This window comes from Enterococcus sp. 9E7_DIV0242 (genome assembly GCF_002140975.2).
GTDB lineage: Bacteria > Bacillota > Bacilli > Lactobacillales > Enterococcaceae > Enterococcus_L > Enterococcus_L clewellii.
The window spans coordinates 2,304,455-2,317,854 of the sequence record NZ_CP147247.1 but is presented as its reverse complement, the minus strand read 5'-3'; the positions used below and the strand labels follow the sequence as shown (position 1 = coordinate 2,317,854).

Here is a 13,400-nt window from a genome sequence, read left to right as displayed (position 1 = left end):
ACTAAGGAATGCCGAATGTAGCATTATTCAAACAAGATGGAACTCAAAATGGTGAAATCACTTTAAATGAAGAAATCTTCGGAATTGAGCCGAATGAAAGTGTTGTCTACGATGCAATCATCATGCAACGCGCTTCATTAAGACAAGGAACACATGCTGTGAAAAACCGCAGTGCTGTTCGCGGCGGTGGTCGTAAACCATGGCGTCAAAAAGGAACAGGTCGTGCCCGTCAAGGGTCAATCCGTTCACCACAATGGCGTGGAGGTGGCGTAGTTTTCGGACCAACACCACGTTCTTACAGCTACAAACTTCCTAAAAAAGTTCGTCGTTTAGCAATGAAATCTGTATTGTCAGAAAAAGTTGCTGAAAACAACTTGGTAGCAATCGAAGCATTGAACTTCGACGCACCAAAAACAAAAGAATTCAAACAAGTTCTTGCTAACTTGTCTATCGATACAAAAGTATTGGTGGTAGTAGAGCCGGAGAATGACTTTGCAGCATTATCAGCTCGTAACCTATCAAACGTAACTGTTGTTACTTCAAACAACATCAGCGTTCTGGATATCGTTTCAGGTCAAAAAATGTTAGCAACGCAAACTGCTCTTACTCAACTTGAGGAGGTGCTTGCATAATGAACTTACTAGACGTAATCAAACGCCCAGTGATCACTGAGAAATCAATGCTTGCTATGGATGACAAAAAATATACGTTTGAAGTAGATGTTCGTGCGAATAAAACTTTAGTGAAACAAGCTGTTGAAGCTGCGTTTGACGTAAAAGTGAAAAACGTGAACATCATCAACGTACGTCCTAAATTCAAACGCATGGGCAAATATGCAGGATATACTAAGAAACGTCGCAAAGCTGTTGTGACGTTGACTGAACAATCCAAAGAAATCCAAATTTTCGAAGCTGCTGAATAATCAGTAGAATCATGAAATACTGATCAAAGTAAAGTAGGAGGGAAACAAGACGTGGCGATTAAAAAGTACAAACCTACCACAAATGGCCGTCGTAATATGACAAGTTCTGATTTCGCTGAAATCACAACTTCGACACCAGAAAAAACGTTATTACAGCCATTAAAAAATAATGCCGGTCGTAACAACCACGGTCGTATTACTGTACGTCACCAAGGTGGCGGACATAAACGTCAATACCGTGTAATCGACTTCAAACGTAACAAAGACAACGTTATTGCAACTGTTCGTACGATCGAATACGATCCAAACCGTTCAGCGAATATTGCGTTAGTACATTATGAAGATGGAGTGAAAGCTTACATCTTAGCACCAAAAGGATTAGAAGTTGGCATGAAGCTAGTTTCAGGTCCTGAATCAGATATTAAAATTGGTAACAGCCTGCCATTGGCAAACATCCCAGTGGGTACTGTTGTCCACAATATCGAAATGAAACCAGGTAAAGGCGGACAATTGATCCGTTCAGCTGGTACAAGTGCTCAAGTACTTGGTAAAGAAGGCAAATACGTATTGATCCGCTTGAACTCAGGCGAAGTTCGTATGATTCTGGCTGCATGCCGTGCAACTATCGGTTCTGTAGGTAACGAACAACACGAATTGATCAACATCGGTAAAGCCGGTCGTTCTCGTTGGATGCGTAAACGTCCAACTGTACGTGGTAGCGTAATGAACCCTAACGATCACCCACACGGTGGTGGTGAAGGTAAAACTCCAATCGGACGTAAAGCTCCAGTATCACCTTGGGGTCAACCAGCATTGGGTTACAAAACACGTAACAAAAAAGCAAAATCCGACAAACTTATCGTTCGTCGTCGTACTAAATAATTTGTGTAAATTTTGTTTGTTAAACAGAATTTACACACTTGACCATGTGTCGCACATTTTGAGAGGAGGTTCACCATGGGTCGTAGTTTAAAGAAAGGGCCTTTCGCTGATGATCATCTGATGAAGAAAGTGGAAGCTCAACAAGGCGCTGAAAAGAAAAAAGTAATCAAAACTTGGTCTCGTCGTTCTACAATCTTCCCAAATTTTGTAGGATTTACAATTGCTGTATATGATGGACGTAAGCACGTTCCAGTATACATCCAAGAAGACATGGTAGGACATAAATTAGGTGAATTCGCACCAACTAGAACTTATCGTGGGCATGCTGCCGATGATAAGAAGACTAGACGTTAATACTGAGGGAGGGAAATAACAACATGGCAGAACAAATCACATCAGCTAAAGCAACTGCAAAAACAGTTCGCACTTCTCCTCGTAAAGCACGTTTAGTAATTGATCTTATCAGAGGGAAAAGCGTTGGCGATGCAATTTCAGTTTTGAAATTCATGCCAAACAAATCTGCTGGAATCATTGAAAAAGTTTTAATGTCAGCAGTTGCTAACGCAGAAAACAACTATGACTTAGATGTTGAAAACTTGGTTGTATCTGAAGCTTTTGTTAACGAAGGACCAACTATGAAACGGTTCCGTCCACGTGCCAAAGGTTCAGCATCACCAATCAACAAACGTACAAGCCATATTACAGTAGTAGTAGCAGAAAAATAATTGAGGCGGACTATTACTCTTAGTGTTTTGAAACCTAGAAGTAATAGACACCAAACCTCATACTGGACTTCTTTCAATAGAAGGAAATGCCAACAATGAAGAGGCGGACCACTAGCTCTTAGTACTTTAGTACTTAGAGATAATGGATACCGGACCTCGAAATGAAGTTTTTTCCTTCAATGGAAAAAACGTCAAAAGATAAGAGGAGGGACAATCAGTGGGTCAAAAAGTACATCCAATTGGAATGCGTGTAGGCATCATCCGCGACTGGGATGCAAAATGGTATGCTGAAAAAGAGTATGCTGAATTCTTGCACGAAGATTTGAGAATCCGTAAATTCATCGCCAAAAAACTAGCTGATGCCGCTGTGTCTACAATTGAGATTGAGCGCGCTGCAAACCGTGTGAATATTTCAATCCACACAGCTAAACCAGGTATGGTTATCGGTAAAGGCGGATCTGAAGTCGAAAACCTTAGAAAAGAATTGAACAAACTAACTGGTAAACGAGTTCACATCAACATCGTTGAAATCAAAAAACCAGATTTAGACGCTAAATTAGTCGGCGAAGGGATTGCACGTCAATTAGAAAACCGTGTAGCTTTCCGTCGTGCACAAAAACAAGCGATCCAACGCACAATGCGTTCAGGCGCACAAGGAATCAAAACACAAGTATCTGGTCGTTTGAATGGTGCGGATATCGCTCGTTCAGAAGGATACTCAGAAGGAACTGTTCCTCTTCATACATTGCGTGCAGATATTGATTACGCATGGGAAGAAGCAGACACAACTTACGGAAAACTAGGAGTAAAAGTGTGGATCTATCGTGGAGAGATTCTTCCAACGAAAAAAAACACTGAGAAAGGAGGGAAATAAGCATGTTAGTACCTAAACGTGTAAAACACCGTCGTGAGTTCAGAGGTAAAATGCGCGGTGAAGCAAAAGGCGGAAAAGAAGTCGTGTTTGGTGAATGGGGATTACAAGCTGTTGAATCTCATTGGATCACTAACCGTCAAATCGAAGCTGCCCGTATCGCTATGACTCGTTATATGAAACGTGGCGGGAAAGTGTGGATCAAAATTTTCCCTCACAAATCTTATACAAGTAAAGCGATCGGTGTTCGTATGGGTAAAGGTAAGGGTGCACCAGAAGGCTGGGTTTCTCCAGTTAAACGCGGCAAGATCATGTTTGAAATCGCCGGCGTACCTGAAGAAGTAGCTCGTGAAGCTCTTCGTCTTGCATCTCACAAATTACCAGTTAAAACTAAGATCGTAAAACGTGAGGAAATGGGTGGTGAATCGAATGAAGGTTAAAGATATCAGAGAATTAACCACTGCCGAAATGCTTGATCAAGAAAAACAATTTAAAGAAGAATTGTTTAATCTGAGATTCCAATTAGCAACAGGTCAATTAGAAAACACTGCACGTATTAAAGAAGTACGTCAATCGATTGCACGCATCAAAACAGTATTGCGTGAACAAGCTAACTAATAGTGGAAGGAGGCCAAACGCGTATGACTGAAGAAAGAAATCAACGCAAGGTTTACCAAGGTCGTGTGGTTTCAGACAAAATGGATAAAACTATCACTGTTGTCGTTGAAACAAAGAAAAATCACCCTATCTATGGTAAACGTATGAAATATTCTAAAAAGTATAAAGCTCATGATGAAAACAACGTAGCAAAAGTTGGAGACATCGTAAGAATCATGGAAACTCGTCCATTATCAGCTACAAAACGTTTCCGTTTACTAGAGGTAGTCGAAGAAGCAGTTGTTATCTAAATAAAACGAGATTTTCCTATATAGATTGAAGTACAAAATCTGAAAGGGGGATACACATCGTGATCCAACAAGAAAGCCGATTAAGAGTTGCAGACAACTCAGGTGCACGTGAAATTTTGACGATCAAAGTCCTTGGTGGTTCTGGTCGTAAAACTGCTAATATTGGTGACGTTATTGTTGCTACGGTTAAACAAGCAACGCCAGGTGGGGTTGTCAAAAAAGGTGAAGTAGTTAAAGCCGTTATCGTTCGTACAAAATCAGGCGCTCGTCGTCCTGACGGTTCATATATCAAATTTGACGAAAATGCTGCGGTAATCATCCGTGATGATAAAAGCCCGCGCGGTACACGTATCTTCGGACCTGTTGCACGTGAATTACGTGAAAACAACTTTATGAAGATCGTTTCTCTTGCACCAGAAGTATTATAATCGAGACACTTATCAAAGGAGGTGCGAAACACTAATGTTTGTTAAAGCAGGCGATAAGGTAAAAGTTATTACCGGAAAAGACAAAAATAAAGAAGGCGTTGTATTAGCAGCGTTTCCTAAAAAAGATAAAGTTATCGTTGAAGGTGTTAACATGATGAAAAAACACCAAAAACCTAATCAAGCAGCGCCACAAGGAGGAATCCTTGAGATAGAAGCACCAATTCACGTTTCTAACGTAATGGTGATTGATCCATCAAATGGTGAAGCTACTAAAATTGGTTTTAAAGAAGTAGACGGTAAAAAAGTACGTGTTTCTAAAAAAACAGGCGAAGTAATTTCAACTCCTGTTAAACCGGAAGCAGAAAAAAAATAACCATCTAAGGAAGGAGGGGCTTGTTGAATGAACCGCCTGAAAGAAAAATATGTTAAAGAAGTAACGCCATCATTGATGGAAAAATTTAATTATAGTTCAGTCATGCAAACACCAAAAGTTGATAAGATCGTTATCAACATGGGTGTCGGTGACGCAGTATCTAACGCTAAAAACTTAGATAAAGCTGTGGAAGAATTGGCATTGATTTCTGGTCAAAAACCAATCATCACAAAAGCTAAAAAATCAATCGCTGGATTCCGTCTGCGTGAAGGAATGCCGATCGGTGCGAAAGTAACTTTACGTGGAGAAAGAATGTATGAATTCTTAGATAAACTAGTTTCAGTTTCTCTACCTCGTGTACGTGACTTCCACGGTATCAGCAAAAAAGCCTTTGACGGTCGCGGTAACTATACTTTAGGTATTAAAGAACAATTAATCTTCCCAGAAGTTGATTATGATTTGGTAGATAAAGTACGTGGTATGGACATCGTCATTGTTACAACAGCAAACACTGATGAAGAATCTCGTGAGTTGTTAGGACAATTAGGCATGCCGTTCCAAAAATAAAAAAAGGAGGCGAACTACGTGGCTAAAAAATCAATGATTGCTAAAAACAAACGCCCAGCTAAACATTCAACACAGGCTTATACTCGTTGCGAACGTTGCGGACGTCCACATTCAGTTTATCGTAAATTTCATCTTTGCCGTATTTGCTTCCGCGAACTTGCCTATAAAGGTCAAATTCCCGGCGTGAAGAAAGCTAGCTGGTAAACAAGTAAACTTGCATAAAGGAGGTAACTAGTTCAATGGTCATGACAGATCCAATTGCAGATTTCCTAACTCGCATTCGTAATGCGAACATGGTCAAACATGAGAGTTTGGAAGTGCCTGCATCAAAAATCAAGCGTGATATCGCTGAAATCCTGAAACGTGAAGGATTCATCCGCGATGTAGAATATATTGAAGATGACAAGCAAGGCGTGATCCGTGTTTTCCTTAAATACGGCAGAAACGACGAGCGCGTTATCACTAACTTAAAACGTATCTCTAAACCAGGTTTACGTGCATATGTAAAAGCTGACGAAGTACCAAAAGTACTGAATGGTTTAGGTATCGCGATCATCTCTACTTCAGAAGGTGTTGTCACTGATAAAGAAGCAAGAGCGAAAAGCATCGGCGGCGAAGTAATCGCCTACGTATGGTAATTTAAAAGAATACACAAGGAGGTGTCTCTAAGTGAGCCGTATTGGTAATAAAGTAGTTGTTCTGCCTGCTGGCGTTGAAGTTAAGCAAGACGGAAACAATATCACTGTAAAAGGTCCAAAAGGTGAATTGACTCGTGAAATCTCTGCAGATATCACAATGAATATCGAAGGAAACGAAGTTACATTCACTCGTCCGGATGACAGCAAAGAAATGAAAACAATCCACGGAACAACTCGTGCGAACTTCAACAACATGGTTGTTGGTGTAAGTGCTGGATTCGAGAAAGCTTTAGAGCTTATCGGGGTTGGGTACCGTGCCCAAGCACAAGGAAATAAATTAACGCTTAACGTTGGTTACTCTCACCCAGTTGAGATGACTGCACCTGAAGGCGTAACAGTTGAAGTACCTTCAAACACGCAAGTGATTGTTAAAGGTATCAACAAGGAACATGTTGGCGAATTAGCAGCGAACATCCGCAGCGTTCGTCCTCCAGAGCCTTATAAAGGCAAAGGTATCCGCTATGTTGGCGAATACGTACGCCGTAAAGAAGGTAAAACAGGTAAATAGTAAAAGATATGTAGGGAAATCGCTTCGGCTGGTTTTCCGACTGTCGTTTTCTACTGTTCCTGAATGAAAGCTACTGAATAAGTAGTTTATCAAATCAAAGAGGTGACAATTGTGATTACAAAACCAGATAAGAATAAAACACGTCAGAAGAGACATCGTCGTGTTCGTAACAAAATCTCTGGTACTGCTGAGTGCCCACGCTTGAACGTTTTCCGTTCAAACAAAAACATCTACGCGCAAATCATTGATGACGTAGCGGGTGTAACGCTAGCAAGTGCCTCTGCCTTGGAAAAAGATATTTCAGGTGGAACAAAAGTTGAGCAGGCTGCTTCAGTTGGTAAACTGGTTGCAGAACGTGCTGCTGAAAAAGGTATTAAAGTAGTAGTCTTTGACCGTGGTGGGTACCTTTACCATGGCCGCGTGCAAGCTTTAGCAGAAGCTGCTCGTGAAAATGGACTGGAATTTTAGGAGAAGGAGGAACACCATTCATGGTTTATATTGATCCAAAACATTTGGAATTAGAAGACCGCGTTGTTGCGATCAACCGTGTAACAAAAGTTGTTAAAGGTGGACGTCGTCTACGTTTCGCTGCTTTAGTTGTTGTCGGTGACAAAAACGGTCACGTTGGTTTTGGTACAGGTAAAGCACAAGAAGTACCAGAAGCAATTCGTAAAGCTATCGAAGATGCGAAGAAAAACTTAATTGAAGTTCCTATGGTTGGTTCTACCATCCCTCATGAAGTTATTGGAGTGTTCGGTGGCGGCCGTATCCTTATGAAACCTGCAGTAGAAGGTTCTGGGGTTGCAGCGGGCGGACCAGTTCGTGCCGTATTGGAATTAGCTGGGGTAGCTGATATCACATCTAAATCTTTAGGTTCAAACACACCAATCAATGTTGTTCGTGCAACTGTTGATGGATTGACTCAATTAAAACGCGCCGAAGAAGTGGCAGCACTTCGCGGTAAATCTGTAGAAGAAATAATCGGTTAAGGAGGACAAAAATAATGGCTGAATTAAAAATTACTTTAAGACGCAGTGTTATCGGACGTCCTCAAAACCAACGTGATACAGTAAAAGCGTTGGGATTGAAAAAAATGAACAGTACAGTTGTTAAACCTGCCAATGAAGCAATCAAAGGTATGGTTAACACTATCTCTCATTTAGTGGACGTAGAAGAAGTTTAATGAACTTAATTTATAATGTTTAAGGAGGTGCCAAACCATAATGAAACTTCATGAATTAAAACCTGCTGAAGGTTCCCGTAAAGTACGTAACCGTGTTGGACGTGGTACTTCATCTGGTAATGGTAAAACATCCGGCCGTGGACAAAAAGGGCAAAAAGCTCGTTCAGGCGGCGGTGTACGTTTAGGATTTGAAGGGGGTCAAACTCCATTGTTCCGTCGTTTACCAAAACGCGGATTCACAAATATTAATCGTAAAGACTATGCAGTCATCAACTTAGATGTATTGAATCGATTCGAAGATGGAGCTGAAGTAACTCCTGTTGTCTTGAAAGAAGCTGGAATCGTTAAGAGCGAAAAAGCTGGAATCAAAGTTCTTGCCAATGGTGAATTAACGAAGAAATTGACTGTTAAAGCAGCAAAATTCTCTAAAGCAGCGCAAGATGCTATCGAAGCTGCTGGTGGATCTATCGAGGTGATCTAATGCTTAAACTATTAAAGGATGCTTTTAAAGTCAAAGACATTAGATCAAAAATCTTCTTTACAGTGTTCATTTTGTTTATTTTCCGTTTAGGTGCGCACATTACTGTTCCTGGGGTGAATGCCAGAGGATTACAGGAATTGAGCGGTCTGCCTTTTCTGAATATGTTGAATATTGTGAGTGGTAGTGCAATGCAGAACTTCTCTATCTTTGCGATGGGGGTTTCTCCATATATCACTGCTTCAATCATTATCCAGCTATTGCAAATGGACATCGTACCAAAATTTGTTGAATGGTCAAAGCAAGGTGAGGTTGGACGTAAGAAATTGAACCAGGCGACACGTTACTTAACGATCGTTTTGGGAATTGCTCAATCGTTCGCACTGACTTATGGATTTAATTCCTTAAGTGGTATCGGGATTGTAAAAAACCCTACGCCTTCAACCTATGTGATGATTTCAATCATTTTAACTGCTGGTACGCTTTTTGTTACATGGATGGGTGAGCAAATCACAGAAAAAGGAATTGGTAATGGGGTTTCCATGATTATCTTTGCCGGTATCATTTCAGGAGTTCCTGGATCAGTCAAAGAGATCATTGAAGACTATTTCATCAATATTCCTTCTTCAGATCTTGTAAATTCAATCATTTTCGTTGTTATTTTGATTATCGCAATCTTGATTATCGTGACTGTTGTTACATTTGTACAGCAGGCAGAAAGAAAGATTCCAATCCAATATACGAAACGTGTATCAGGAGCACCTACAAGCAGCTATCTACCATTAAAAGTAAATGCAGCAGGAGTTATCCCGGTCATTTTTGCCAGTTCATTGATATCAACGCCAAATGCAATTTTGCAGGGCTTTGCATCAAGCTATTCTGGTGAAGGATGGTATGAAGTAATGACACAAATTTTCGATTATAACACTATACCAGGTGCTACAATCTATACTGTACTGATTGTCGCTTTCACGTTCTTCTATGCCTTTGTTCAGGTAAACCCTGAGAAATTAGCGGAAAACCTACAAAAGCAAGGAAGCTACATTCCAAGCGTACGACCAGGTAAAGGGACAGAAGATTATGTATCAGGTTTGTTGATGAGATTAAGTGTAGTTGGTTCAATCTTCTTGGGAACTATTGCATTATTGCCGATCATCGCGCAAATGCTTTGGAACCTGCCTCAATCAATTGGGTTAGGCGGAACTAGTTTACTGATCATCATCGGTGTTGCGTTGGAAACAGCAAAACAATTAGAAGGTTTAATGTTGAAACGTCAATATGTTGGCTTTATCAATAAGTAAGAATCGTGTGTTGAGGATATTCCTCAGCACCATTCTCACATATGGCTAATTTTGTGGTCAGCCTTTTAAATTAGGAGGAAGTCAGATGAACCTCATTTTAATGGGACTGCCTGGAGCTGGTAAGGGAACGCAGGCTGAACGGATTATCGACGGGTATGGGATTCCTCATATTTCTACTGGTGATATGTTTCGTGCAGCGATGAAGAACCAGACTGCTCTTGGGCTTGAAGCAAAATCTTATATCGATAAAGGCGAGCTGGTTCCTGATGAAGTAACAAATGGAATTGTGAAAGAACGCTTGGCTGAACCGGATACAGACAAAGGATTTCTGTTGGATGGTTTTCCAAGAACGCTTGATCAAGCAGAAGCCTTGGATAACATGCTTAAAGAATTAAATAAAAAAATTGATGCCGTTATTGACATCCATGTGGAAGAAGATGTGCTGATTGAACGTCTCGCAGGACGCTTTATGTGTAAAAACTGTGGGGCAACATATCACAAGATCTTCAATCCTCCAACTGAGGAAGGAACATGTGACCGTTGTGGCGGACATGAGTTTTATCAAAGAGAAGATGATAAGCCTGAAACGGTAAAAAATCGCTTGACAGTAAACATTAAAAGCAGTGCGCCGATTTTAGCTTACTACAAAGAAAAGAACGTGTTGCATACAATCGATGGGAATCGTGAAATTGATGATGTGTTCGTTGACGTGAAAGCAATTATTGACGAAAACTGATAAATTCATTTGACTGCTCGCGAGTAACCGTTGTTGTGCTTTGAGTCTCTTGCTAAATGTAATGATTTATGATAGAATGTATCAGTCCGACTTCTATGTAAAATTTTTAGGGAAGTCTAACTTGAAGATTCTAGGTGGGAGCAGCAGTTTCCGCCGTTTTATCGTGTGAAAATGCGAAACAAGTACAAGGAGGTACTGTGCGTGGCAAAAGATGATATGATTGAAATCGAAGGTACAGTCGTCGAAACTTTGCCGAATGCAATGTTTAAAGTTGAATTAGAAAATGGGCACGTTGTATTGGCTCATGTTTCTGGTAAAATTCGTATGCATTACATCCGAATTCTGCCTGGGGATAAAGTAACTGTTGAGTTGTCACCATATGATTTAACTCGCGGTCGCATCACTTATCGCTTTAAATAATTGTACTCCGTAAAATCTCAGGAGGTATTATCATGAAAGTAAGACCATCAGTAAAACCAATGTGTGAGCATTGTAAAGTAATCCGTCGTAAAGGACGCGTTATGGTCATTTGCCCAGCAAATCCAAAACATAAACAGCGTCAAGGATAATAGGAGGTGTAACGAATAATGGCTCGTATTGCAGGAGTAGACATTCCTCGTGATAAACGTGTAGTAGTTTCTCTTACTTATATTTTCGGTATTGGTAACACTACTGCGAAAAAAGTTTTAGCGAATGCAGGAGTATCTGAAGAAATTCGTGTTCGTGACTTAACGAATGAACAAACAGATGCTATCCGTGCGGAAATTGATAGTTTGAAAGTTGAAGGTGACCTTCGTCGTGAAGTCAACCTGAACATTAAACGTTTGATGGAAATCGGTTCTTACCGTGGAATCCGTCATCGTCGTGGATTACCAACTCGTGGACAAAACACGAAAAATAATGCACGTACTCGTAAAGGCCCAGCTCGTACAGTAGCAGGCAAGAAAAAATAATTCCTAAGTGAAGGAGGTTAGAACCTCATGGCAGCAAAAAAAGTTAGTCGTAAACGCCGTGTGAAAAAGAATATAGAAGCAGGTATCGCGCATATCCATTCTACATTCAATAATACAATTATCATGATCACTGATACTCATGGAAATGCTTTAGCATGGTCATCAGCTGGATCATTAGGCTTCAAAGGAAGTAAAAAATCAACTCCTTTTGCCGCTCAAATGGCTGCAGAAGCTGCAACTAAGGTAGCACAAGAACATGGACTGAAAACTGTCGAAGTAACAGTTAAAGGACCTGGTTCTGGACGTGAAGCAGCAATCCGTTCATTACAAGCAACAGGTTTAGAAGTGACTGCAATTCGTGACGTGACTCCAGTTCCTCATAATGGATGCCGCCCTCCAAAACGCCGTCGTGTTTAATGAGTGCTGCTCATTTTGAGTTTGAACCAAAAACGTCATTGAACAAGACACTTTTCGTTTTGAAAGGGGTATAGATAAGAATGATTGAATTTGAAAAACCAAGAATCGAAAAAATTGATGAAGATAGAGATTATGGCAAGTTCGTTGTAGAACCTCTTGAACGAGGATACGGGACTACTTTAGGTAACTCTCTACGTCGTATTTTATTGTCTTCATTACCCGGAGCAGCTATTACTAATATCCAAATTGATGGTGTACTGCATGAGTTCTCTACTGTTAAAGGTGTGAGAGAAGATGTGACACAAATCATTCTGAATATCAAAGGATTGGCATTAAAGCTCTATTCTGAAGATGAAAAAACCCTTGAGATCGATATTACAGGACCCGCTACAGTAACTGCCGGTGATATTATTGTTGACAGTGATGTTGAGATCCTAAATAAAGATTTAATTATCTGTAGTGTCGCTGAAGGAGCTGCTTTCCATGCTCGCTTAACAGTGAAACCTGGTCGTGGCTATGTTCAAGCAGACGAAAACAAAAAGGAAGATATGCCTATCGGTGTTCTCCCTGTCGATTCTATCTACACACCAGTACGCCGTGTGAACTACCAAGTAGAAAATACACGTGTTGGTCGTCGTGATGATTTCGATAAATTAACAATGGAAATATGGACAGATGGTTCAATCATTCCACAAGAAGCTCTTAGCTTAGCTGCTAAGATTATGACTGAGCATTTAGATATTTTTGTGAATCTTACGGATGAAGCGAAAAACGCTGAAATCATGGTTGAAAAAGAAGAAACACAAAAAGAAAAAATGTTGGAAATGACCATCGAAGAACTAGACTTGTCTGTTCGTTCATATAACTGTTTGAAACGTGCAGGAATCAATACTGTACAAGAGCTTACAAACAAATCTGAACCTGAAATGATCAAAGTACGTAATTTAGGTCGTAAATCTCTTGAAGAGGTTAAACTGAAATTACATGATTTAGGTTTAGGCTTACGTAAAGACGATTAATACTTTTTACGAAGGAGGGAAACCAACGTGGGTTATCGTAAATTAGGACGCACATCAAGCCAACGTAAAGCGATGTTGCGTGACTTAACAACTGACTTAATTATTAACGAACGTATCGTTACGACTGAAGCTCGTGCGAAAGAAATTCGTTCAACAACAGAAAAAATGATTACTTTAGGTAAACGTGGAGATCTTCATGCACGTCGTCAAGCTGCGGCTTTTGTACGTAATGAAGTTGCCAGCGTTCGTGAAGAAAATGAGACTATCGTAGTTGAATCAGCTTTGCAAAAACTATTCAGCGACCTAGCACCTCGTTATACTGAGCGCCAAGGTGGGTACACTCGTATCCTTAAAACTGAACCTAGACGCGGAGATGCTGCGCCAATGGTAATCATTGAATTTGTTTAATAATCAAACTATACCGTCACTTT

27 protein-coding genes are annotated in these 13,400 nt (G+C 40.4%); all 27 read left to right on the top strand.

Features of this window, described 5'->3' with window-relative positions:
* Window positions 1-8: 8 nt before the first annotated feature.
* The 27 genes from rplD to rplQ all read left to right on the top strand — a co-directional run bounded on the left by rplD (window position 9) and on the right by rplQ (window position 13,377).
* On the top strand, window positions 9-632 hold the full coding sequence (rplD, locus tag A5888_RS11040) for a 50S ribosomal protein L4 (RefSeq protein ID WP_086349660.1): 624 nt from the start codon (window positions 9-11) through the stop codon (window positions 630-632).
* Complete coding sequence (rplW, locus tag A5888_RS11035) at window positions 632-922, top strand: 50S ribosomal protein L23 (protein WP_086349661.1); 291 nt, start codon at window positions 632-634, stop codon at window positions 920-922. The genes rplD and rplW overlap by 1 nt, the downstream gene beginning before the upstream one ends.
* 51 nt (window positions 923-973) lie before the next feature.
* Window positions 974-1,804 (top strand): 50S ribosomal protein L2, encoded by an 831-nt coding sequence (rplB, locus tag A5888_RS11030; RefSeq protein ID WP_086349662.1) that lies wholly within the window; start codon window positions 974-976, stop codon window positions 1,802-1,804.
* Window positions 1,805-1,879: 75 nt separating this feature from the next.
* Window positions 1,880-2,158 (top strand): 30S ribosomal protein S19, encoded by a 279-nt coding sequence (gene rpsS, locus A5888_RS11025; protein ID WP_010756443.1) that lies wholly within the window; start codon window positions 1,880-1,882, stop codon window positions 2,156-2,158.
* Window positions 2,159-2,181: 23 nt separating this feature from the next.
* On the top strand, window positions 2,182-2,529 hold the full coding sequence (gene rplV, locus A5888_RS11020; protein ID WP_086349663.1) for a 50S ribosomal protein L22: 348 nt from the start codon (window positions 2,182-2,184) through the stop codon (window positions 2,527-2,529).
* 217 nt (window positions 2,530-2,746) lie between these two features.
* Entirely contained in the window at window positions 2,747-3,403 is a 657-nt protein-coding gene (gene rpsC, locus A5888_RS11015; protein ID WP_086349664.1) for a 30S ribosomal protein S3, read from the top strand.
* 2 nt (window positions 3,404-3,405) lie between these two features.
* Window positions 3,406-3,840 (top strand): 50S ribosomal protein L16, encoded by a 435-nt coding sequence (rplP, locus tag A5888_RS11010; RefSeq protein ID WP_086349665.1) that lies wholly within the window; start codon window positions 3,406-3,408, stop codon window positions 3,838-3,840.
* Window positions 3,830-4,018: a 50S ribosomal protein L29 gene (rpmC, locus tag A5888_RS11005; RefSeq protein WP_086349666.1), complete on the top strand. Its 189-nt coding sequence runs from the start codon at window positions 3,830-3,832 to the stop codon at window positions 4,016-4,018. Before rplP ends, rpmC begins: the two co-directional genes overlap by 11 nt.
* 23 nt (window positions 4,019-4,041) lie before the next feature.
* Window positions 4,042-4,308 carry a 30S ribosomal protein S17 gene (gene rpsQ / locus A5888_RS11000; RefSeq protein WP_086349667.1) on the top strand — a complete coding sequence of 89 codons (267 nt, stop codon included), beginning with the start codon at window positions 4,042-4,044 and terminating at the stop codon, window positions 4,306-4,308.
* A gap of 59 nt (window positions 4,309-4,367) precedes the next feature.
* Complete coding sequence (gene rplN, locus A5888_RS10995; RefSeq protein ID WP_086349668.1) at window positions 4,368-4,736, top strand: 50S ribosomal protein L14; 369 nt, start codon at window positions 4,368-4,370, stop codon at window positions 4,734-4,736.
* A 34-nt stretch (window positions 4,737-4,770) separates the two neighbouring features.
* Entirely contained in the window at window positions 4,771-5,109 is a 339-nt protein-coding gene (rplX, locus tag A5888_RS10990) for a 50S ribosomal protein L24 (protein ID WP_086349669.1), read from the top strand.
* Between the two features lie 27 nt (window positions 5,110-5,136).
* The gene (gene rplE, locus A5888_RS10985) at window positions 5,137-5,676 is read left to right on the top strand and encodes a 50S ribosomal protein L5 (RefSeq protein ID WP_086349670.1); all 540 of its coding nucleotides are present in this window, start codon (window positions 5,137-5,139) and stop codon (window positions 5,674-5,676) included.
* Window positions 5,677-5,694: 18 nt separating this feature from the next.
* Window positions 5,695-5,880, top strand: coding sequence for a type Z 30S ribosomal protein S14 (locus tag A5888_RS10980; RefSeq protein ID WP_002356214.1), 186 nt, complete (start codon window positions 5,695-5,697; stop codon window positions 5,878-5,880).
* A 35-nt stretch (window positions 5,881-5,915) separates the two neighbouring features.
* Window positions 5,916-6,314: a 30S ribosomal protein S8 gene (rpsH, locus tag A5888_RS10975; RefSeq protein WP_086349671.1), complete on the top strand. Its 399-nt coding sequence runs from the start codon at window positions 5,916-5,918 to the stop codon at window positions 6,312-6,314.
* A 31-nt stretch (window positions 6,315-6,345) separates the two neighbouring features.
* Window positions 6,346-6,882, top strand: a complete 537-nt coding sequence (rplF, locus tag A5888_RS10970; RefSeq protein WP_086349672.1) for a 50S ribosomal protein L6 — start codon at window positions 6,346-6,348, stop codon at window positions 6,880-6,882.
* Between the two features lie 111 nt (window positions 6,883-6,993).
* On the top strand, window positions 6,994-7,350 hold the full coding sequence (gene rplR, locus A5888_RS10965; protein WP_086349673.1) for a 50S ribosomal protein L18: 357 nt from the start codon (window positions 6,994-6,996) through the stop codon (window positions 7,348-7,350).
* A 20-nt stretch (window positions 7,351-7,370) separates the two neighbouring features.
* Entirely contained in the window at window positions 7,371-7,871 is a 501-nt protein-coding gene (rpsE, locus tag A5888_RS10960; protein WP_086349674.1) for a 30S ribosomal protein S5, read from the top strand.
* A gap of 14 nt (window positions 7,872-7,885) precedes the next feature.
* Window positions 7,886-8,065: a 50S ribosomal protein L30 gene (rpmD, locus tag A5888_RS10955; RefSeq protein WP_086349675.1), complete on the top strand. Its 180-nt coding sequence runs from the start codon at window positions 7,886-7,888 to the stop codon at window positions 8,063-8,065.
* Window positions 8,066-8,105: 40 nt separating this feature from the next.
* Window positions 8,106-8,546, top strand: a complete 441-nt coding sequence (gene rplO, locus A5888_RS10950) for a 50S ribosomal protein L15 (RefSeq protein WP_086349676.1) — start codon at window positions 8,106-8,108, stop codon at window positions 8,544-8,546.
* Window positions 8,546-9,844 (top strand): preprotein translocase subunit SecY, encoded by a 1,299-nt coding sequence (gene secY, locus A5888_RS10945; protein WP_086349677.1) that lies wholly within the window; start codon window positions 8,546-8,548, stop codon window positions 9,842-9,844. Before rplO ends, secY begins: the two co-directional genes overlap by 1 nt.
* Window positions 9,845-9,929: 85 nt before the next feature.
* Window positions 9,930-10,580: an adenylate kinase gene (locus A5888_RS10940; protein WP_086349678.1), complete on the top strand. Its 651-nt coding sequence runs from the start codon at window positions 9,930-9,932 to the stop codon at window positions 10,578-10,580.
* Between the two features lie 201 nt (window positions 10,581-10,781).
* Window positions 10,782-11,000, top strand: a complete 219-nt coding sequence (gene infA / locus A5888_RS10935) for a translation initiation factor IF-1 (protein WP_067395111.1) — start codon at window positions 10,782-10,784, stop codon at window positions 10,998-11,000.
* Window positions 11,001-11,032: 32 nt separating this feature from the next.
* A complete protein-coding gene (gene rpmJ / locus A5888_RS10930) occupies window positions 11,033-11,149 on the top strand; it encodes a 50S ribosomal protein L36 (RefSeq protein WP_002288710.1) in 117 nt (38 codons plus the stop codon).
* Between the two features lie 18 nt (window positions 11,150-11,167).
* Window positions 11,168-11,533 (top strand): 30S ribosomal protein S13, encoded by a 366-nt coding sequence (gene rpsM, locus A5888_RS10925; protein WP_086349679.1) that lies wholly within the window; start codon window positions 11,168-11,170, stop codon window positions 11,531-11,533.
* A 27-nt stretch (window positions 11,534-11,560) separates the two neighbouring features.
* Window positions 11,561-11,950, top strand: coding sequence for a 30S ribosomal protein S11 (gene rpsK, locus A5888_RS10920; protein ID WP_086349680.1), 390 nt, complete (start codon window positions 11,561-11,563; stop codon window positions 11,948-11,950).
* Window positions 11,951-12,030: 80 nt separating this feature from the next.
* Window positions 12,031-12,969: a DNA-directed RNA polymerase subunit alpha gene (locus A5888_RS10915; protein WP_086349681.1), complete on the top strand. Its 939-nt coding sequence runs from the start codon at window positions 12,031-12,033 to the stop codon at window positions 12,967-12,969.
* Window positions 12,970-12,996: 27 nt separating this feature from the next.
* The gene (rplQ, locus tag A5888_RS10910; protein WP_086349682.1) at window positions 12,997-13,377 is read left to right on the top strand and encodes a 50S ribosomal protein L17; all 381 of its coding nucleotides are present in this window, start codon (window positions 12,997-12,999) and stop codon (window positions 13,375-13,377) included.
* Window positions 13,378-13,400: the final 23 nt, after the last annotated feature.

Coding starts and splice junctions, on each gene's coding strand:
- rplD (WP_086349660.1), top strand. CDS start 9: ATGCCGAATGTAGCATTATTCAAACAAGATGGAACTCAAAATGGTGAA.
- rplW (WP_086349661.1), top strand. CDS start 632: ATGAACTTACTAGACGTAATCAAACGCCCAGTGATCACTGAGAAATCA.
- rpsS (WP_010756443.1), top strand. CDS start 1,880: ATGGGTCGTAGTTTAAAGAAAGGGCCTTTCGCTGATGATCATCTGATG.
- rplV (WP_086349663.1), top strand. CDS start 2,182: ATGGCAGAACAAATCACATCAGCTAAAGCAACTGCAAAAACAGTTCGC.
- rplP (WP_086349665.1), top strand. CDS start 3,406: ATGTTAGTACCTAAACGTGTAAAACACCGTCGTGAGTTCAGAGGTAAA.
- rpmC (WP_086349666.1), top strand. CDS start 3,830: ATGAAGGTTAAAGATATCAGAGAATTAACCACTGCCGAAATGCTTGAT.
- rpsQ (WP_086349667.1), top strand. CDS start 4,042: ATGACTGAAGAAAGAAATCAACGCAAGGTTTACCAAGGTCGTGTGGTT.
- rplX (WP_086349669.1), top strand. CDS start 4,771: ATGTTTGTTAAAGCAGGCGATAAGGTAAAAGTTATTACCGGAAAAGAC.
- rplE (WP_086349670.1), top strand. CDS start 5,137: ATGAACCGCCTGAAAGAAAAATATGTTAAAGAAGTAACGCCATCATTG.
- rpsH (WP_086349671.1), top strand. CDS start 5,916: ATGGTCATGACAGATCCAATTGCAGATTTCCTAACTCGCATTCGTAAT.
- rpsE (WP_086349674.1), top strand. CDS start 7,371: ATGGTTTATATTGATCCAAAACATTTGGAATTAGAAGACCGCGTTGTT.
- rpmD (WP_086349675.1), top strand. CDS start 7,886: ATGGCTGAATTAAAAATTACTTTAAGACGCAGTGTTATCGGACGTCCT.
- rplO (WP_086349676.1), top strand. CDS start 8,106: ATGAAACTTCATGAATTAAAACCTGCTGAAGGTTCCCGTAAAGTACGT.
- secY (WP_086349677.1), top strand. CDS start 8,546: ATGCTTAAACTATTAAAGGATGCTTTTAAAGTCAAAGACATTAGATCA.
- A5888_RS10940 (WP_086349678.1), top strand. CDS start 9,930: ATGAACCTCATTTTAATGGGACTGCCTGGAGCTGGTAAGGGAACGCAG.
- rpmJ (WP_002288710.1), top strand. CDS start 11,033: ATGAAAGTAAGACCATCAGTAAAACCAATGTGTGAGCATTGTAAAGTA.
- rpsM (WP_086349679.1), top strand. CDS start 11,168: ATGGCTCGTATTGCAGGAGTAGACATTCCTCGTGATAAACGTGTAGTA.
- rpsK (WP_086349680.1), top strand. CDS start 11,561: ATGGCAGCAAAAAAAGTTAGTCGTAAACGCCGTGTGAAAAAGAATATA.
- A5888_RS10915 (WP_086349681.1), top strand. CDS start 12,031: ATGATTGAATTTGAAAAACCAAGAATCGAAAAAATTGATGAAGATAGA.